This is a genomic window from Actinocorallia longicatena, from assembly GCF_039534125.1.
Classification (GTDB): Bacteria; Actinomycetota; Actinomycetes; order Streptosporangiales; family Streptosporangiaceae; genus Actinocorallia; species Actinocorallia longicatena.
In genome coordinates this window covers 34,718-52,397 of sequence record NZ_BAAAUV010000037.1, presented here as the reverse complement: position 1 = coordinate 52,397, position 17,680 = coordinate 34,718, and the positions used below count along the sequence as shown (strand labels likewise).

The following is a 17,680-nucleotide window of genomic DNA, read 5'->3' as shown; positions in this document are numbered from 1 at the left end:
GTGGGCGACAAGGCCAAGATCCTGCTGGTCGACGACCGGGAGGAGAACCTGATCGCGCTCGAGGCGATCCTGAGCTCCCTCGATCAGGAGCTCGTGCGGGCGCGCTCGGGCGAGCAGGCGCTGAAGGCGCTGCTCACCGACGAGTACGCGGTGATCCTGCTCGACGTGGTCATGCCGGGCATGGACGGTTTCGAGACGGCCCGCGACATCAAGCGGCGCAAGAAGACCCGTGACGTGCCGATCATCTTCCTGACCGCGGTGAACAGCGATCCCGACTACGCCTTCCGCGGGTACGCGGCCGGGGCCGTCGACTTCATCGCCAAGCCGTTCGACCCGTGGGTGCTGCGCGCGAAGGTGTCGGTCTTCGTCGAGCTGCACAACAAGAACCGGCAGCTCCGCCAGCAGGCGGCCCTGCTCCGCGAGCAGGCCGCCCTGCTCAGGGGCCGTTTGGGCGATTCGGACGAAGGGCCCTGAAAGGGTGTGACAGGATCGAACCGTGATCGTGGAACGCCAGATCGAGCTCCTCTTCCGCCAGGACAGCCAGGACGCCGAGACCCATACCAACCTTTCGGCCGTCCGGCGGGACGTCCGCTGCCTGTGGGTGGCGGGTGACGAGACGGCGACCATCGAGCGGCTGACCGAGGTGACGGCCGCCGACGGGACCGTCACCGGCTACGCCGACCAGGCGACCTTCGCGCTGGCCGACTTCGTGGAGCTGCCCGCGGGCCCCGACGAGGAGGCCGACATCGAGGGGCTGGCCAGCGAGGGCGGCTGGCTGTGGGCCATCGGCTCGCACAGCCTCAAGCGCAAGCGGATCAAGGACGACCAGAGCGACGCCAAGGCGCGCAAGCGGCTGGCCACGGTCGTCCGGGAGGAGAACCGGTACATCCTGGTCCGGCTGCCGCTGGAGACCGGCCCCGACGGGCTGCCGGTGCCGGTGCGCAGGGCCGCCGACGGCAGGACCGCCGCGATCCTGGGCGGGCGCGGCGACTCGATCACCGACCTGCTCGAGCACGATCCCCACGTCGGGCCGTTCCTGAAGATCCCCTCCAAGGACAACGGGGTCGACGTCGAGGGCGTCGCGGTCCACGGTGAGCGGCTGTACGTGGGGTTCCGCGGTCCCGTGCTGCGCGGCTGGGCCGTCCTGGTCGAGGTGTGGCCGGAGACCGACCCGCACGACGACGGTCGGCTGACGCTGCGGCGGCTGAACGGGCTCAGGTACCACACGCACTTCCTGGACCTCGACGGCCTCGGAATCCGTGACCTGTGCCCCGAAGGCGACGACCTGCTGATCCTCGCCGGTCCGTCCATGGCGCTCAGCGGGCCCGTCCGGCTCTACCGCTGGCGCGACGCCGCGGTCCGCGAGCTGCCCGGCATCGTCCGGGAACCCGAGCACGTGGCCGATCTTCCGCACGGCGACGGCGAGGATCACGCCGAGGGCGTCGCGGTCATCGGCGACGGTGAGCTCCTGGTGGTGTTCGACAGTCCCGCGAAGTCGCGGCACACCGCCGCGGGCGGAATGCTCGCCGATGTTTTCGTGCTTCCGGTGAAGTAACACGAGTGATCACGGCACGTTCCGGGAACCTCACCTGGGGTGAGCATCGGGGCGCTGTTCGCCACCGGCGCGGGTACGGGCCTCCTCGCGGGGGCGACGACCTGCGCCGCCCTCCACACCGGTCTCCTCGCGGGCGTGACCCGCGAGGCCCGTCATCCGGTCCGGCCCGTCGCCTCGTTCCTGGGCGCGAAGCTGGCCTCCCACACCGCGCTCGGCGCCGCCCTGGGGCTGCTCGGCGACGCGGTCAGGCCGGGTCCCTCGCTGCGGTCGGTGCTGCTGCTGGTCTCGGCGCTGGTCCTGGCGTTCTTCGCGCTCGATCTGCTCGGTGTGCCGCTGCGGCGCCGCCGCCGGAGCTCGTGCGGGTGCGACGCCGCCTGCGCCGCATGCGGTGACGCCGCGCACGGCGCTCACGAGGGGCGGCTGCGGCGGCTCGTCCGGGGCAGGGGCGCGGCGGTCATGGGGGCGGCGACCGTCCTGGTGCCGTGCGGCCTGACCCTCTCGGCCGAGCTCCTCGCGGTCGGTTCGGGTTCCGCGCTCGCCGGCGCGGTCGTGATGGCCGCGTTCGTGCTCGGCACCGCTCCCCTGTCGGGCCTGCTGGGGCTCGGGGCGGGCCTGATGCGCGGGCGGCTGGGCCGCGTCCTGGGCACCGCGCTGCTGGTCGTGGCGGTGTGGACGGCGCTCGGCGGGCTGCGGCTGGGCGGCTGGCTGCCCGAGCAGACGGCCGCGGCGGCGATCGACCCCCGGTATGTGGCGACGGGCGCCGACGGGGTCCAGGTCGTCACCGTCCACGCGACCGACCGCGGGTACCGGCCGGCGCTGCTCGGCGCCCGGGCGGGGGTCCCGACCGTGCTGGTGGTCCGCACGGCGGGAACGACCGGTTGCACACGCGCCTTCGAGATCCCGAAGCTGCGCGTCGAGAGGCTGCTGCCCGAGACCGGTGAGGTCCGTGTCGACCTCGGGACGCGTGCGGCCGGACGGCTGCGTTTCGTCTGTTCGGCCGGGCACTATCCCGGTTCGATCACCTTCCAGAAGGAACCCGCCCGGTAGGGAAACCGGCCCTCGGGAGTGTGGACGATGACACAAAGTCCCGTGGGCGTGTGCCACTAGCTTGGGGTCATGGCCGTCCTTGAGTTCCAGTTCCGTCCCGGTGTCTTCCGCGCCGTCCAGTTCGACGGTGCCAACCTGGAGGAGGTGACGTCCCTGATCGGCGCCGACTCCGTCACGTCGCACACACCGGACGGGCTCCAGGTGCGGGTCAGCGGCGGCGAGGCGATCGCCGTGCGGGTCGGCTGGTGGATCAGTGTCAGGGACGGCGATGTCTTTGTGTCATCGTCCGGCACCAGAGAGCGGTCCTGGGTGCCCGCCTAGATCTTCGCTTCGCGGAGGAGGGCGGCGGAGCGCTCTGGGGGGACGTCGTTGACGAAGGCGCCCATCGCCGACTCCGAGCCCGCCAGGTACTTCAGCTTGCCGGGGGCCCTGCGGACGCTGAACAGCCTCAGGTGGAGGCGGAAGGTGTCGCGCGCCCGGTTGACGGGGGCCTGGAACCAGCCGGAGATGTAGGGCATCTGGACGTCGAAGACGGCGTCCAGCCTGCGCAGGACCTCGGGGTAAAGGGCCGCGAAGGCGTCTCGCTCGTCGTCGGTGAGGGCGGGCAGGTCGGGCACTCCCCGGTGCGGGTGGAGATGCACTTCGAACGGCCAGCGGGCGGCTTCGGGGACGAAGGCCGTCCAGTGGTCGTTGGCGGCGACCACCCGCTCTGCCGAGCGCTCCCGCTCCAGCCGGTCGGCGAAGGCGTCCGGGTTCTTCTCCAGCGCGGCCAGGACGCGCTCGGTATGCGGCGGGACGAACGGGTAGCCGTAGATCTGGCCGTGCGGATGGTGCAGGGTGACCCCGATCTCCTCGCCCCGGTTCTCGAACGGGAACACCTGTTCGATGCCCGGGAGCTTCGAGAAGGCCTCGGTGCGGTCGGCCCAGGCGTCGACGACCAGGCGGACCTCCGCGGTGGAGAGCCTGGAGAAGCTCGAGTCGTGGTCGGAGGTGAAGCAGACCACCTCGCAGCGCCCCTCCCCCGCCCGCGACCGCGGTCCCGGCTCGATGTGGCCGACGCGGTCGCTGAAGGAGGGGTAGCGGTTCTCGAAGACCGCGACCCGGTAGGGGCCGGGGATCTCCGAGAGGAAGGTCTCCGTGGACGGGCACAGGGGGCACTCGTCCGCGGGAGGCAGGAACGCGCGGGACTGGCGGTGGGCGGCGACGGCCACCCACTCGCCGGCCAGCTCGTCGTAGCGCAGCTCCGAGGCCGGCGGCGGCTCGGGCAGATCACGCCTGTCCTTGAGGACCCTTCCGGGGTCGCCCGGCAGATCGAAGTAGATCAGCTCGCGGCCGTCGGCCAGTTCGATCGCGGTGCGCCTCATTCTCCGATCATGCCAAACGGCTGATGGCCGCCGTGATCCGGGCGAGGGTGACCTCCCGCCCGATGACCTCGAGGGACTCGAAGAGCGGAAGCCCCACGGTGCGTCCCGTAGTGGCGACCCGGACGGGCGCCTGGGCCTTGCCGAGCTTCAGGCCGAACCGCAGGCCGACCTCCTCGAGGCGGGTCTTCAGCTCCTCGGCGTTCCACGGGGCGTCGGCGTAGGCCTCGGCCGCGGCCTTCAGGAGGTCGGCGGCGGGCTCCTTCATGGCCTTGTTCCAGGCGGCCTCGTCGGTGACGGGCTCGGCGAGGAAGGCGAAGTCGACCAGCTCGCCGATCTCCGACAGGACGGCCAGCCGGGTCTGTGCCAGCGGAGCGAGCTCGGCGAAGACCTTGCGGTCCCAGGACGGGTCGAGGAACGGCTCGCACGCGGCGGTGAACTCCTCCGGAGACAGGGCCCGCATGTACTCGCCGTTGATCGCGCGGAGCTTCTTGACGTCGAAGAAGGCGGGCGAGGTGTTGACGTTCTCCAGCCGGAACTCCTGCGCCATGTCGGACCAGGGCAGGATCTCGCGGTCGTCGGCGGGAGCCCAGCCCAGCAGCATCAGGTAGTTGACCATGGCGTCGGCCAGGTAGCCCTCGGCCCGGTAGTCCTCGAGGGCGACCTTGTCGCGGCGCTTGGACAGCTTCTGGCGCTTCTCGTTGACGATCACCGGGATGTGGGCCCAGACCGGTGGGGTGGTGCCGAGGGCGTCCCACAGGAGCTGCTGCTTGGGGGTGTTGGACAGGTGCTCGTCGCCGCGGACGACATGGGTGATCCGCATCTCGATGTCGTCGACGACGTTGGCCAGCACGAACAGCGGGGAGCCGTCGGAGCGGGCGATCGCGAAGTCCTCCATGGCGGAGTTCGGGAACTCGACGGTGCCCTTGACCAGGTCCTCGACGACGGTGCCGCCCTCGTCGGGGGTGCGGAAGCGGACGACGCCCTCGGCCAGGCCCCGGTCGCGGCAGAAGCCGTCGTAGCCGCGGTTGGAGTCGCCGGTGCGGGCGATGACCTCGTCGCGGGTGCAGGCGCAGTGGTAGGCGCGGCCGTCCGCCTGGAGCCGGGCGACCGCGGCGCGGTGCTGAGGCTCCTGGTGCGACTGGTACAGCGGGCCCTCGAAGACCGGGGAGCCGGTGTCGATCCCGATCCAGGCGAGGGCGGAGATGATCCCCTCGGTCCACTCGGGGCGGTTGCGGTTGGCGTCGGTGTCTTCGATCCGCAGGACGAACGTGCCGCCGCTCCGCTCGGCGATGGCCCAGTTGAACAGGGCGGAACGGGCGCCGCCGACATGGAACATGCCGGTCGGGGAGGGGGCGAAGCGTACGCGGATCGAAGAAGACATGAACCCAAGCCTAGAGGTCGGGAGAGCCGGGAGCGTCATCGATCGCTTCACGGGGCATGTAACACTACAAACAGGAGAACTTGCGGAAATAGACCTCTTTTGCCGTAATATCTTCATTGATCTACCGTCGGTTGGGGAGGGATTTACATGCGGGGATTCGCCCGGGTGCTGTTCGACGAGTCACACCGTGAGGCCTGGAGCATCAGGCCCGAGCACGCGCGCGCCATGAATCCGGGCAACCCGGCCGACGCGGGCTACACCGAGGCGGCCGAGCTGCTGCGCCGGTCGGGGCACGTGATCGAGCCCCATATCGACGGACCGCTGACCGAGGCCGCGCTCAGGGACCGTGACGTCCTGGTCATCGCCCACCCCGCCGACGACCGCTGGGAGCGCACCACCGGCATCGGCAGCCCTGTCTTCGCCCCCGCCGAGCTGGACGCGATCGAGGCGTTCGTCCGCGAGGGCGGCGGCCTGATCGTCATGGCCGAGTGCGAGCAGGACAAGTACGGCACCAACCTCACCGAGCTGCTGGACCGGTTCGGGATCGGCGTCCGGAACGTCACGGTGCAGGATCCGCGCAACTGCCACAAGGGCGTCGCCCACTGGGTCCTCGGCGAGGCGCAGGAGCTCAGCGGGACCGACGATCTCCTGGCCGGGATCAGCACGGCCTGCTTCTACCGGACGGGCACGCTGACCGTCCCGGCCGGCGGGCAGGTGCTCATGCGCACCTCCGCCACCGCCGACCCCGCGGGGGACCCGCTCGCGGCGGCCGTCCGGTTCGGTGAGGGCAGGGTCGCGGTGTTCGCCGACTCCGACCTGTTCGGCGACGACTCCCTGCACGACCACCAGCAGGCCGCCCTGTGGACCAACATCGTCACCTGGGCCGCGGGCGTCCCCGCCGCCGGTTCGGCGCGGGCCGGCTCCGCCGCCGGACGCCACCCGGTCTGGACCGCGCTGAAGACCGCGGTCGAGGAGCTGCGCCCGTTCCAGGAGAAGGACGGTTCCGTCCCCGCCGAGCACCACGCCTCCGCCCAGGAGATCGTCGGCCGGATCACGGCCGCCGTCGAGCAGCTGGCCCCGCTGTTCCCGCACGACGCCGCCTACCTGGAGGCCTGCGTCACCGACCTGCGCCGCTGGACGGCCGGCGGCCTGGGCGTCCCGGACTTCCTCGACTCGCTGCTGGCCTTCCAGCCGCAGCTGCGGCGGGAGGACGGGCTGGAGCACCTCGTGGTCTTCCCGATGTACACCCAGAACGGCAACCCGAACCGCAACGTCGAGGCCGTCCTGTGCCGGGTCGTGTGGCCCGACTGGCTGGCCGCGCTCGAGGCCGAGCGGTACGACAACCCGATGTTCGTGCCGATCGCCTTCACCGACTTCACCGCCGGGTACGACACCAACTCCGCGGTGCTGTTCCCCGAGACGATCGCCGTCCGCGAGGTGCCGCCGAAGTTCACCTGGGGCGGGATCTTCTGCGACCGGGAGGCCGCCCGGTTCCGCCGGGTCTCCCGCGCCGCCGCCGACACCCTGCGCCTGCCCCTGCCCCCGGACGCCGCCAGGCTGCTGGACTCCCAGGAGCTCGCCCAGGACACGTTCGTGCTGTGGGACCTGATCCACGACCGCACCCACAGCCACGGCGACCTGCCGTTCGACCCATTCATGATCAAGCAGCGGATGCCGTTCTGGCTGTACTCCCTCGAGGAGCTGCGCTGCGACCTGACGACCTTCCGCGAGGCCACCCGGCTGACCGACGCCCCGCACGCCAAGCTCGTGCAGTACGCGATCCTGTTCGACCGGCTCTTCCGCTTCCCGATCACCGGTGCGCGGGTCCGCAACTACGACGGCCTCGGCGGTCAGCTGCTGTTCGCCTACCTGCACAAGCACCATGTCGTGCGGTGGACCGACAACCGCCTGTCGATCGACTGGGTGCGGCTGCCCGAGGTCGTCATCGCCCTGTGCGAGGAGGTCGAGACCCTCTACCGCGACGGCATCGACCGGCCGAAGCTCACCCACTGGCTGGCCGCCTACGACCTCGTCGCCCACTACGTGCAGCCGCATCCGGCGTCGTCCTGGGCCAAGGGCGTCCAGGCGCTGCCGATCACCGAGCCGCCCAGGGCCTGGGTGGACGCGGTGCTCCCCGACGAGTTCCCCCTGAGCATGTTCTACGAGGCCCTCGCCAAGCGGCTGGGCGACGTGATCGACTCCACGAAGGGAATCCGGGCGGCATGAAGACCATCGTCGTGGCGGGAGCGGGCGGAGCGGCCGGGCCTCCCGCCGTCCTGAAGCTGGCCGAGGCCGGGTACCGGGTGATCGCGGTCGACCGGATCCCGCTCGAACGGGCCCATCCGAACATCGTGCCGTCCCAGGTCGACCTGCTCGACTTCGAGGCCGTGCGCAAGTGGGCCGCGGAGCTCGGGCCGGTCGACGGCCTCGTGCACCTGGTCGGCGGCTGGCGCGGCGGGAAGACCTTCGCCGACACCCGGCTGGAGGACTGGGACTTCCTGCACGACCTGCTGATCAGGACGCTCCAGCACACCACCCTCGGCCTGGAGTTCAACGACGGTGCCCGGGTGGCGATCGTCTCCCAGTCCGGGGCGCGCAGGCCCAGCCAGGGCAACGCCGCCTACGCGACCGCCAAGGCGGCCTCCGAGGCCTGGACGCTCGCCCTCGCCGACTCCTTCAAGGGCTCCGAACGGGCCGCCACGATCCTGGTGGTCAAGGCCCTGGCCACGGGCGAGACCCGCAAGCCCGGCTGGACCCACGTCGACGACCTGGCCGGGGACATCGTGAAACTGTGGGAACGGCCCGCCCCCGAACTGAACGGAAAGCGTCTTGAGCTCTCTGCATGACCCCGCCTCCCGGGGCTTCGCCAGCGACAACTACGCCGGGATCCACCCGGAGGTCCTGACCGCCATCGCCGACGCCAACGGCGGGCACCAGACCGCCTACGGTGCCGACGTCTACACGGCGCGCCTCCAGGAGGTCTTCCGGGCCCACTTCGGCGAGCAGGCCCAGGCCTTTCCCGTGTTCAACGGCACCGGGGCCAACGTGGTGTCGCTCCAGGCCGTGCTGAGCCGCTGGTCGGCGGTGGTCGCCGCCGAGAGCGCCCACATCAACGTCGACGAGGGCGGCGCGCCCGAGAAGATGGCCGGAATCAAGATCCACACTGTGCCGACGCCCGACGGCAAGCTCACCCCCGAGCTGATCGACCGCCAGGCGTGGGGCTGGGGCGACGAGCACCGGGCGCAGCCGAACGCGGTCTCGATCACCCAGTCGACCGAGCTGGGCACGGTCTACACCGCCGAGGAGATCAGGGCGATCACCGCGCACGCCCACGAGCGCGGCATGCTGGTCCATGTCGACGGGTCCCGGCTGGCCAACGCGGCCGCCTCCCTCGACCTGCCACTGCGGGCCTTCACGACCGACGCCGGGGTGGACCTGCTGTCGTTCGGGGGCACCAAGAACGGGCTGATGCTGGGCGAGGCCGTCGTCGTGCTCAACCCCGACCTCGCGCCGTCGATCACCTATCTGCGCAAGACCTCCATGCAGCTCGCCTCGAAGATGCGGTTCGTCTCCGCCCAGTTCGTCGCCCTGCTGGAGGGGGACCTGTGGCTGCGGAACGCCCGGCACGCCAACGCGATGGCCGCCCGGCTGGCCGGGGCCGTCCGGGAGCATGTCGAGATCGTCCGGCCGGTCCAGGCGAACGCGGTGTTCGCGGTGCTGCCCAAGGACGTCACCGAGCGGCTGCAGAAACGGTTCCGGTTCTACACCTGGGACGAGCGCACCGGCGAGGTCCGCTGGATGGCGGCCTTCGACACCACCGAGGCCGACATCGACGCCTTCGCCCGAGCGGTCGCTGAGGAGATGCCGGTTCGGTAGGTTCCCTCCCATGCGTAACGGTTCGCGGGACCCCGGGAGCAATGCGTCCGGTTCACGGGTGCTCGTCGCCGAGGACGACCCCAAGCAGGCCCGGCTCATCCGCCTCTACCTCGAGCAGGACGGCCACAGCGTGCTGCTCGTGGGCGACGGGCGGACGGCGCTGGCCGAGGCCCGCGCCCACACCCCCGACCTCGTCCTGCTCGATGTGATGATGCCGGGCCTGGACGGCCTCCAGGTCTGCCGTACCCTCCGCGCGGAGTCCGCGGTGCCGATTCTCGTGCTGACCGCGCGTTCCACCGAGGATGACCAACTCAGGGGCCTCGACTTCGGCGCCGACGACTACCTGACCAAGCCCTACAGCCCGCGGGTCCTGACGGCCAGGGTCCGGGCGCTGCTGCGCCGGTCCGCCGGGCGGGGCCCGTCCCTCGTCAGGAAGGTCGGGACCCTGGAGATCGATCCGCACTCCTACGAGGTGAAGGTCTCGGGCCGGCCGGTCGAGCTGACCACCAAGGAGTTCGGGGTGCTCCAGGCGCTGGCGGCCGAGCCCGGCCGGGTGCTGTCCCGCGCCCAGATCCTCGAACGCGCGTTCGGATTCGATCACTACATCCTCGACCGGACCGTGGACGCCCACATCATGAACCTGCGGCGCAAGCTGGAGGACGATCCGGCGTCCCCCGCGATCGTCCAGACCGTCTACGGGCGCGGATACCGGCTCGGCGGCGGCTGAGCCGTGTTCCGCCGCTTCCAGGCCCGCGTCTTCCTCATGATCGCGGTCGTGGCGCTCGCCGCGACCGGGGCGACCGCGTGGCTGACGGTCAGGACCACCAGGGCCGAGCTGTCGTCCTCGGGGGCCGAGGAGCGCCGCACCACCCGGACGATCTACGACACGCTCCGCTCCTACGGGGCCGACCACGGCACCTGGGAGGGGGTCGCGGAGACCGTGGAACGGCTCGGCCGGGACACCGGGCAGCGGATCCGGCTGGTCGTCTCCCAGGACGGGACCGTGATCGCCGACACCGACACGATGGAGGGGCGGACGGCGCGGGCGGTGCCGAACAAGCCCGCGGTGGCGATCGACGTCAGGCCGCTGCCCGTCCTGGACGGCACGGCGCTGCTGCTCGGCAAGGTCGGCCTGTCCGACCAGATCCGGCAGTATCGCGACGGGGTGCGCTTCGCGGCCTGCCTGACCCGGCACGACGTCCCGGTCCGGCTGGCGGCCGGGACCTTCGTCGCCGCGTCCGACGCCCCCGGCAAGACCGTCAAGGAGTGCCTGGTCCGGGGGCTGAGCTCGCCGGGCGAGCTGGACAGGGACAAGCAGGCGGTGGCCGGCTGCGAAGACGACCCCTGCATGCGCGACGCCTACACCCGCCGTATCTCCGAGTTCGCCCCCGCCGCGCTCCAGCTGCAGACCGGCTGGCTGCGCAGTGACCAGGGCCCGCCTGAGGTGTCGCCGAAGCGGACGCTGGCCGCCGCCGGTGTGGTGGCGCTGCTGGCGATCGCCGCGACCGTCCTGCTGTGCCGGCGGGTCCTGGGCCAGCTCGACGCCCTCAGCCACGCCTCCCGCAAGCTCGCCGGGGGCGACCTGTCGGAGCGGGTGCCCGTGCGGGGCGACGACGAGGTGGCCGACCTCGCCCGCTCCTTCAACCAGATGGCCGACTCGCTCCAGCACAGCGAGGAGCGCCAGCGGCGGATGATCAGCGATATCGCGCACGAGCTGCGCACCCCGCTGGCCAACATCCGCGGCTATGTCGAGGCCGTCCAGGACGGGCTGCTCGAACCCGACGCCGAGCTGTTCGCCTCCCTGCACGAGGAGGCCCTCCTCCAGCAGCGGCTGATCGACGACCTCCAGGAGCTGGCGCTCGCCGAGTCGGGATCGCTGGTCTACCACCGCGACAGGCTCGACCCCGCAGAGCTTCTGACCACCTGCCACGCCTCCCACCGGGCGGTCGCCGAGGCCGGATCCGTCCGGCTGGTGCTGGACCCCGGAGATCCGCCGCCGGTGGACGCCGACCCCGACCGGCTGCGGCAGGTCGTCGGGAACCTCATCACCAACGCCGTCCGGGCGGCCGCCTCGACGGTCGTGCTCCAAGCCTCCGCCGACGGCGATCTGGCGCTGATCACGGTCACCGACGACGGGCACGGCATCTCCCCCGGCGACCTTCCGCACATGTTCGACCGCTTCTGGCGGGCCGACGAGTCCCGGGCCAGGACCACCGGCGGACGCGGCCTCGGCCTGGCCATCTCCCGCGAGATCGTCCTCGCCCACGGCGGCGAGATCACCGTGACCAGCGTGCTGGGCGAGGGGACGTGCTTCGCCGTCCGGCTGCCGTCGGCACGGGCCGCCGCCACCGCGGAGCGCTGAAGGCCGCCCCGCCGTGCGAGGGGATATCATCTCGCGCGGCGCGAAGGACCGGTTCACCAGCGGCATCCGGGAGGACGCAATGCTCGCCCACGAACTGCACGGACCGGAGGACGGCGCCCGCGTCGTGCTGCTCGGCGGGATCGGGATGCCGCGCCTGGTCTGGCACATGACCCAGCTCCCCGCCCTGCTGGCCGCCGGCCACCGGGTCGCTCTGGTCGATCTGCGGGGCAGCGGCGACTCCCCCGCGACCGAGGACCGCTGTGCCGTGTCCGATCTGGCCGCCGAGGTCGTCGAGGTGCTCGACGGGCTCGGCTGGGAGCGGGCCGCGTTCGTGGGCGTGTCGCTCGGCGGGCTCGTGTCGGAGGAACTGGCCGCCACCCGTCCCGAGCGGGTCTCGGCGGCCGTGCTGATCGCGTCGGCGGGGCCGGTCACCGTCTACGTCCGGGCCTGGGCCGAGGCGATCGCCGGGCTGCTGGAGGCCAACGCGGGCGGGCTCGGCCGGTTCTTCGTCGCGGAGAACCTCGCCTACGCGCTGCCCGCCAAGCGGCTCCAGGAGGACGACGCGGCCGTCCAGGGGTGGGTCGACCTGCTGACCTCGCTCGACTGGGACTCGGCCGGGCCGCGCGGGCAGTACCGGGCGTGGATCGCCTGGTCGCTCGCCGCCGCGCATCCCGCCCGCTGGCCGTCGATCCGGGTGCCGGTGCTGGTCTGCTCGCTGGAGCACGATCTGCTGTTCCCGCCCGCCGGGGGCAGGAAGGCGGCCGCGGCGATCCCTGGGGCGCGCTTCGCGGAGATCCCCGGCCATGCCCACAACGGGGTGATCGAGGCGACCCCCCTCCTCGATCCGCCGATCATGGAGTTCCTCGGCTCGGTGCTCTGACCGTTCCTCCTCTCTCGTTCAGGCGCCCAGCCTGATGGGGGCCATGAAGGCGTTGCGGGCACCGTCGGCGAGGAGACCGGGCGGGCCGGTGAACTCCAGGGTGAGGTCGGTGGAGCCGGTGGCCTCGGCGAGGAGCACGGCCTCCGCCTCGATCTCCGCGCGGCGGGACGGCTCGCCGAACGGGGCGACCCGGACCGTGAGCGCGTCCTTGACGTGCTCGAACTCCCAGACGCCCGCCGCACGGCCGTCGACGAGGACGGCCGAGGTGCCGTTGCCGGACTTGTCATAGACGCGCGGATGGTCGGCGGCGTCGACCAGGCGCGGGGCTCTGGCCAGGCGCTCGTAACCCATCATCAGGGCGTCCCAGTAGGGCAGGAGCCGGACGCCCTTGGGAGGCGCGGCCGCCGCGAGGGCGTCGAGGTCCTCGGTGAGGACGAGCGCGGGCACGTCCGCCACGGTGATCTCGGTGACGTCGAGAGCGGCCAGCGCCGCCCTGGTGTCGCGGACGGTCCACCCCGCCCACCACTTGAGATCGGCGGCGGTGGCCGGGCCGAACGACCACAGGTAGCGGCGGGCGAGTTCGGCCCTGGCCTCGGCGGGATCGCACGCGGCCAGGGCCGCGCCCGTCCAGGACGGCCAGGCGGCGTAGGAGTAGGAGTCGCTGCGCCAGCCGCCGCGGACCTCCGCCCGGACGACCCTGCACTGGCGGCCCATCAGGGCGACCACGTAGTTCAGGTACTTCGGCGCGTCGGCGCCGAGGTGCCCGCGGAGTTCGGTGACGCTCGCGGTCGGCACCCCGGCGAGGACCTCCAGGACCCGTGCCGACCAGTGCTCGTAGAGCGGGCCGTCGATCCCCATGGCCTTGAGGATCCGCGCCTCCGCCCTGCCGTCGCCCGCGTTGGTGGCCGACAGGATCACCGGCAGGTCCTCGACCGGCAGCACGAACGCCATCTCGTGCATGGAGCGGACCCGGACGAGCGACCGCTTCCCGTACAGCTCCCGGTCGAGGTCTTCCAGCCTGAACCCGGCGACCCTCGCGGCGTAGGACAGGTAGCAGGTCGGCGCGGACCCGAACACGCCCACGGCCGCGCTCGTGGCCTCGCCGACGGAGCCCAGCCGCGGACCCGTCAGGCCCTGCCGGGAGAGGACGAGGCCGCGCACCCGGGCCAGGCTGAAGTCGGTCACCCGCCCACGGTAGCGACGGGTGCCGACAGAACCGGGCAGGCGCCGGAGGACAATGACCGGATGAGGGAAAGAGCGGCGGCACAGCTCCTCGACCGGCCCGCGACCGGGGACGTGGCCGAGGTCGTCCGGCATCTGCTGTGCGTGCAGGCGCAGGACGTCGCGGCCCATCCGCTGGCCTTCCGGGCCCGGATGCGCGGCGTCACGGCGGACCAGGTCGCCGAGGTCCGGCGGGACCGGACGGTCGTGCGGTTCTGGGGTCCGCGCGGCACCCTGCACCTGGCCGCCGCCGAGGATCTTTCGTGGCTGCATCCGCTGCTGCGGCCCTCCCCCGCCGGCTCGCTGCGCAGGCTGCGCGAGCTCGGCGCGGAGACCTCGGAGGAGGCCGCCGTCGCCGCGGTCGGGCACGCGCTGGAGGGGGCGGGGCCGCTCGGCAAGGCCGAGCTGGGCGAGCTCCTCGGCCTCGAAGGCCAGGCGATCCTGCACTACACGGCGCTCGCGGCGCGGGCGGGACTGGTCGTGCTCGGGCCCGACCGGGGCGGGAAGGCCACCTATGTCCACGCCGCCGACTGGCTCGGCGCCCCGCTGCCGGTCGTGGTCGACGAGGACCGGGCGCTGCGCGAGCTGGCCGTGCGCTTCCGGCGCGCGCAGGGCCCCGCGGAGCCCGGGGACCTGGCCGCCTGGTCGGGGCTGTCCCTGGCGAAGGCGCGCCGGGCCTGGCGTTCCCTGCCCGACCCGGACGGCGCCGCGGTGCCGGGCGGGCCCTTCGTCCGGCTCGTGCCCGCCTTCGACGAGTACCTGATGGGCCGGCGGGACCAGGGCCTGACGGCCGCGCAACGGCGGGCGGTGCGTCCCGGCGGCGGCGTCATCCGCGCCGCCGTCATCGTCGACGGCAGGATCGCGGGCACCTGGAGCGGCGGTGAGGCCGTCCTGTTCGCGGCCGAGGAACGCGAGCAGGAGCTCGCCGCCGAGTTCGCCGACGTCGCGCGCTTCCGCGCCGGCCGGTAATCCGATCGCCTCCCCACCGCCCCGTGGGTAGGGTCACGTGCCCATGAGCGATGTGACGGGACGCTGGCGGGAACTCAACCGGGCCTGCTGGGACGAGCGGGTGCCGATCCATGTCGGCGGCGACTTCTACGACCTCGACGGCTTCCGGAACGACCCCGACGTGCTCCGCCCGTTCGAGCGGGAGGAGGTCGGCGACGTCACCGGCAGGACCCTGGTCCACCTGCAGTGCCACTTCGGCCTCGACACCCTGTCGTGGGCGACCCGCGGGGCGTCCGTCACCGGCCTGGACTTCTCCGAACCGGCCATCGCCGCCGCGACGCGGATCGCCCGTGAGACCGGGATCGACGCCCGCTTCGTGGCCGCCGACGTCTACGACGCGGCCGAGGCGCTCGGCACCACCTACGACATCGTCTACACCGGCCTGGGCGCCCTCAACTGGCTGCCCGACCTGACCCGCTGGGCCGAGACCGCGGCCGGGCTCGTCGCCCCCGGCGGCTTCCTCTACCTGGCCGAGTTCCATCCCTTCACCCACGTCTTCGACGACGAGACGGGCAGCAGGCGCGAGAACGACTACTTCAAGGGCGGGCCGACCGTCTGGGACGAGCCGGGCACCTACGCCGACCTGACCGCCGAGACCCGGCACAACGTCACGGTCGAATGGGACCACACCCTCGGCGACGTCGTCTCCGCGATCACCGCGACGGGCCTGCGCCTGGAGTTCCTGCACGAGCACGATTACACGCTGTTCCCGCGCTACCGCACCCTCGAACGCGGCCCGGGCGGGATCTACACCCAGCGAGGACCGCGCGTTCCGATGATGTACAGCCTGCGCGCCGTCCGCTGAGGCCAGGGCCTGTCTCGAAGTCAACTGCCCTCAGGCGCCGCCCTGGGCGTCGAGCCATTCCCTGGCGATGGCGACGTGGTCGGCGGTGAGGCCGAAGACCGGGTCGATCGGGACGAGCAGATGGGGGCCGAGGCCGCTCTCACGGGCCAGGGCCTCGGCGACGTCGGGCTCGTCCTCGAACCAGACGAAGGGACGCTCCCCGGCCCAGCGGGCGACCCGGTCGGCCTTCCACTCCCCCAGCGAGAACGAGCCGTCGGCGGGCCTCCGCGGAATCGGCACGTGGGGCAGGGACGGCAGCCCGACCCGGGGTCCGATCCAGCCGTTGGCGTGCCCGCACCAGTAGCTCGCCCACAGCAGCTCCGACCCGGTCGCCTCGACGAGGTCGAGGAGCATCGCGCCGTGCGCGCCGTTCAGCCAGAGCCTGTAGGTGACCGCCTCGGGGGTGGCGGTGAACCGCCGGTATCCCTTTCCGCGCTTCAGCGGATTGAGCACACCGTCGACATCGAGCAGGACCGCGGGAGGCTCCATGGTCGGGACGCTACCACCGGCTCTGGGCCGTGTCTTACGGATCTTGTCCGTGGCGAGCGGCGGTCAGGTGCGTGCCTGGGCGTCGCGCAGGAGGACCGAAGATCCGTGAGACACGGCCTAGCCGATGGAGCGTCCGGCCTCGGACCAGTAGGGGGCGCGGAGTTCCTTCTTGAGGACCTTGCCTCCGGGGTTGCGGGGAAGGGCGTCGGCGAAGGCGATGCGGCGGGGGCGCTTGAACCCGGCCAGGTGTTCCCGGCCGTGCTGGAGCAGGGTCTCCTCGGTGAGGGCGGGGTCGCGGCGGACCACGACGGCCAGGACGGTCTCACCCCATCGCTCGTCGGGGACACCGATCACGGCGACGTCCGCGACGCCGGGATGGACGGCGAGCGCCTCCTCGATCTCGACGGGGAAGACGTTCTCGCCGCCGCTGACGATCATGTCGTTGAGCCGGTCGGTGAGGAACAGGTAGCCGTCCTCGTCGAGGTGGCCCGCGTCGCCGGTTCGCAGCCAGCCGTCCGGGGTGAGCAGCCGGGCGGTCTCGGCGGGCCGGTTCCAGTACCCGGAGGTGTTCTGGGTGGTCCGCACCCAGACCTCGCCGGTCTCGCCCGTGCCGAGCCCCTCCCCGGTCGCGGGGTCGGCGATGCGGAGCTCGACCCACGGATAGGGCCGCCCCGCCGAGCGCATCAGCCGGGGGTCCTCGTGGTCGGCCGGATCGAGCTGGACGATCGTCCCCGTCGTCTCGGTCATGCCGTAGGACTGGAACATGGGCGCCCGGAAGGTCTCGATGACCCGCTTCAGCAACTCGGTGGTGATCGGCGACGCGCCGTAACCGATGGCGCGGACCGTCGAGTAGTTCCGGCGTTCCGGGAGGTCGCACATGGCCCGCAGCACCGAGGGGACGATGAAGGCATTGGTCACCCCGTGCTCGACCATCGTGTCGGCCAGCTCGGCCGGGCGGATGTCGCGGACCAGGACGAGCCTGCCGCCCGGGTAGAGGCCGGTCAGCGCGTAGCCGGTGCCGCCGACGTGGAACAGCGGCATCGGCACCAGATTGACGGAGCCGCCGTCCATCAGCCACAGCTCCGAGCGCCGCACCCCGACGGAGAAGTTCCTGTTGGTCAGCGGCACCCCCTTGGGCGTCCCGGTGGTGCCCGAGGTGTAGAGCTGGGCGACCACGGCGTCGGGACCGCCGACGAAGCCGGGATCGTCCGCGGGGTGCGCCGCGATCCACGCCTCGAACTCCGGGCCGGTGACGACGGTGCGTCCGGGCAGGTCGAGACCGGCCAGCTCATGGTCGACGACGGTCAGCCCGGCGCCCGCGTCCGCCAGCACCGCGGCGATCTCGGCAGGGGTCAGCCGCCAGTTGACCGGGGCGATCACCGCGCCGATCTTGGCCGCGCCGAAGAGCACGTCGAAGAACTCGGGGGCGTTCTTCCCGACGTAACCGACCCTCGCACCCGCGCCGAGACCGGCCGCCAGCAGCGCCCTTCCGACCCTGCTGGAGCGGGCGTCGAGCTCGCCGTAGACGATGGTCCTGCCGTCGCCGACGATCACGGGTGAGCCCGGCCGGTCCCGGCCGAAGCGCCGGACGATCTCCACAACCCGGTAGTCCATGGACCGCATTGTGCCGAAACCACCAGACCGGACCGCAAT

General features: G+C 72.1%; 16 protein-coding genes and 1 pseudogene. 12 read left to right on the top strand and 5 right to left on the bottom strand.

Features of this window, described 5'->3' with window-relative positions; genetic code table 11:
• The 4 genes and pseudogenes from ABD785_RS37495 to ABD785_RS37480 all read left to right on the top strand — a co-directional run.
• Positions 1-441 (top strand): annotated as a pseudogene (locus ABD785_RS37495) (response regulator); the annotation flags it as partial.
• Positions 442-496: 55 nt separating this feature from the next.
• Positions 497-1,555: a DUF3616 domain-containing protein gene (locus ABD785_RS37490; RefSeq protein ID WP_344838510.1), complete on the top strand. Its 1,059-nt coding sequence runs from the start codon at positions 497-499 to the stop codon at positions 1,553-1,555.
• Between the two features lie 39 nt (positions 1,556-1,594).
• Positions 1,595-2,602, top strand: a complete 1,008-nt coding sequence (locus tag ABD785_RS37485) for an urease accessory protein UreH domain-containing protein (RefSeq protein ID WP_344838507.1) — start codon at positions 1,595-1,597, stop codon at positions 2,600-2,602.
• 69 nt (positions 2,603-2,671) lie between these two features.
• Positions 2,672-2,923 carry a hypothetical protein gene (locus tag ABD785_RS37480; RefSeq protein ID WP_344838505.1) on the top strand — a complete coding sequence of 84 codons (252 nt, stop codon included), beginning with the start codon at positions 2,672-2,674 and terminating at the stop codon, positions 2,921-2,923.
• Here ABD785_RS37480 and galT read toward each other — a convergent pair.
• Entirely contained in the window at positions 2,920-3,966 is a 1,047-nt protein-coding gene (galT, locus tag ABD785_RS37475) for a galactose-1-phosphate uridylyltransferase (protein WP_344838502.1), read from the bottom strand. The genes ABD785_RS37480 and galT overlap by 4 nt on opposite strands.
• A gap of 7 nt (positions 3,967-3,973) precedes the next feature.
• Entirely contained in the window at positions 3,974-5,347 is a 1,374-nt protein-coding gene (gltX, locus tag ABD785_RS37470; RefSeq protein ID WP_344838499.1) for a glutamate--tRNA ligase, read from the bottom strand.
• A gap of 147 nt (positions 5,348-5,494) precedes the next feature.
• Here gltX and ABD785_RS37465 point away from each other — a divergent pair, with 147 nt between their 5' ends.
• The 6 genes from ABD785_RS37465 to ABD785_RS37440 are packed head-to-tail and all read left to right on the top strand — an operon-like array spanning position 5,495 to position 12,465.
• On the top strand, positions 5,495-7,573 hold the full coding sequence (locus tag ABD785_RS37465; RefSeq protein WP_344838497.1) for a DUF6421 family protein: 2,079 nt from the start codon (positions 5,495-5,497) through the stop codon (positions 7,571-7,573).
• Positions 7,570-8,193, top strand: a complete 624-nt coding sequence (locus ABD785_RS37460) for an SDR family NAD(P)-dependent oxidoreductase (protein ID WP_344838496.1) — start codon at positions 7,570-7,572, stop codon at positions 8,191-8,193. The genes ABD785_RS37465 and ABD785_RS37460 overlap by 4 nt, the downstream gene beginning before the upstream one ends.
• Positions 8,177-9,223 (top strand): threonine aldolase family protein, encoded by a 1,047-nt coding sequence (locus ABD785_RS37455; protein WP_344838492.1) that lies wholly within the window; start codon positions 8,177-8,179, stop codon positions 9,221-9,223. Before ABD785_RS37460 ends, ABD785_RS37455 begins: the two co-directional genes overlap by 17 nt.
• A 10-nt stretch (positions 9,224-9,233) precedes the next feature.
• Positions 9,234-9,950: a response regulator transcription factor gene (locus tag ABD785_RS37450; protein ID WP_344838489.1), complete on the top strand. Its 717-nt coding sequence runs from the start codon at positions 9,234-9,236 to the stop codon at positions 9,948-9,950.
• Between the two features lie 3 nt (positions 9,951-9,953).
• Positions 9,954-11,585, top strand: a complete 1,632-nt coding sequence (locus tag ABD785_RS37445) for a sensor histidine kinase (protein WP_344838486.1) — start codon at positions 9,954-9,956, stop codon at positions 11,583-11,585.
• A gap of 13 nt (positions 11,586-11,598) precedes the next feature.
• Positions 11,599-12,465, top strand: coding sequence for an alpha/beta fold hydrolase (locus tag ABD785_RS37440; protein ID WP_344838483.1), 867 nt, complete (start codon positions 11,599-11,601; stop codon positions 12,463-12,465).
• A gap of 18 nt (positions 12,466-12,483) precedes the next feature.
• Here ABD785_RS37440 and ABD785_RS37435 read toward each other — a convergent pair whose 3' ends face one another.
• The gene (locus ABD785_RS37435) at positions 12,484-13,650 is read right to left on the bottom strand and encodes a winged helix DNA-binding domain-containing protein (protein ID WP_344838480.1); all 1,167 of its coding nucleotides are present in this window, start codon (positions 13,648-13,650) and stop codon (positions 12,484-12,486) included.
• A gap of 60 nt (positions 13,651-13,710) precedes the next feature.
• On the opposite strand from ABD785_RS37435, the gene ABD785_RS37430 reads away from it, so the two are divergent.
• Together ABD785_RS37430 and ABD785_RS37425 are read left to right on the top strand one after the other, a co-directional pair.
• Positions 13,711-14,655, top strand: a complete 945-nt coding sequence (locus tag ABD785_RS37430) for a DNA glycosylase AlkZ-like family protein (RefSeq protein WP_344838478.1) — start codon at positions 13,711-13,713, stop codon at positions 14,653-14,655.
• Positions 14,656-14,698: 43 nt separating this feature from the next.
• Positions 14,699-15,499 (top strand): class I SAM-dependent methyltransferase, encoded by an 801-nt coding sequence (locus ABD785_RS37425; RefSeq protein WP_344838476.1) that lies wholly within the window; start codon positions 14,699-14,701, stop codon positions 15,497-15,499.
• 30 nt (positions 15,500-15,529) lie between these two features.
• Here the strand turns inward: ABD785_RS37425 and ABD785_RS37420 are convergent, their stop codons facing one another.
• Positions 15,530-16,027, bottom strand: a complete 498-nt coding sequence (locus ABD785_RS37420) for an HAD domain-containing protein (RefSeq protein WP_344838473.1) — start codon at positions 16,025-16,027, stop codon at positions 15,530-15,532.
• Between the two features lie 117 nt (positions 16,028-16,144).
• Positions 16,145-17,641: an AMP-binding protein gene (locus ABD785_RS37415; protein WP_344838470.1), complete on the bottom strand. Its 1,497-nt coding sequence runs from the start codon at positions 17,639-17,641 to the stop codon at positions 16,145-16,147.
• Positions 17,642-17,680: the final 39 nt, after the last annotated feature.

Bases quoted from the DNA above. Each gene is read 5' to 3' on its own strand.
- gltX (WP_344838499.1), bottom strand. From the start codon at position 5,347: ATGTCTTCTTCGATCCGCGTACGCTTCGCCCCCTCCCCGACCGGCATG.
- ABD785_RS37450 (WP_344838489.1), top strand. From the start codon at position 9,234: ATGCGTAACGGTTCGCGGGACCCCGGGAGCAATGCGTCCGGTTCACGG.
- ABD785_RS37480 (WP_344838505.1), top strand. From the start codon at position 2,672: ATGGCCGTCCTTGAGTTCCAGTTCCGTCCCGGTGTCTTCCGCGCCGTC.
- galT (WP_344838502.1), bottom strand. From the start codon at position 3,966: ATGAGGCGCACCGCGATCGAACTGGCCGACGGCCGCGAGCTGATCTAC.
- ABD785_RS37430 (WP_344838478.1), top strand. From the start codon at position 13,711: ATGAGGGAAAGAGCGGCGGCACAGCTCCTCGACCGGCCCGCGACCGGG.
- ABD785_RS37425 (WP_344838476.1), top strand. From the start codon at position 14,699: ATGAGCGATGTGACGGGACGCTGGCGGGAACTCAACCGGGCCTGCTGG.
- ABD785_RS37460 (WP_344838496.1), top strand. From the start codon at position 7,570: ATGAAGACCATCGTCGTGGCGGGAGCGGGCGGAGCGGCCGGGCCTCCC.
- ABD785_RS37415 (WP_344838470.1), bottom strand. From the start codon at position 17,641: ATGGACTACCGGGTTGTGGAGATCGTCCGGCGCTTCGGCCGGGACCGG.
- ABD785_RS37420 (WP_344838473.1), bottom strand. From the start codon at position 16,027: ATGGAGCCTCCCGCGGTCCTGCTCGATGTCGACGGTGTGCTCAATCCG.
- ABD785_RS37465 (WP_344838497.1), top strand. From the start codon at position 5,495: ATGCGGGGATTCGCCCGGGTGCTGTTCGACGAGTCACACCGTGAGGCC.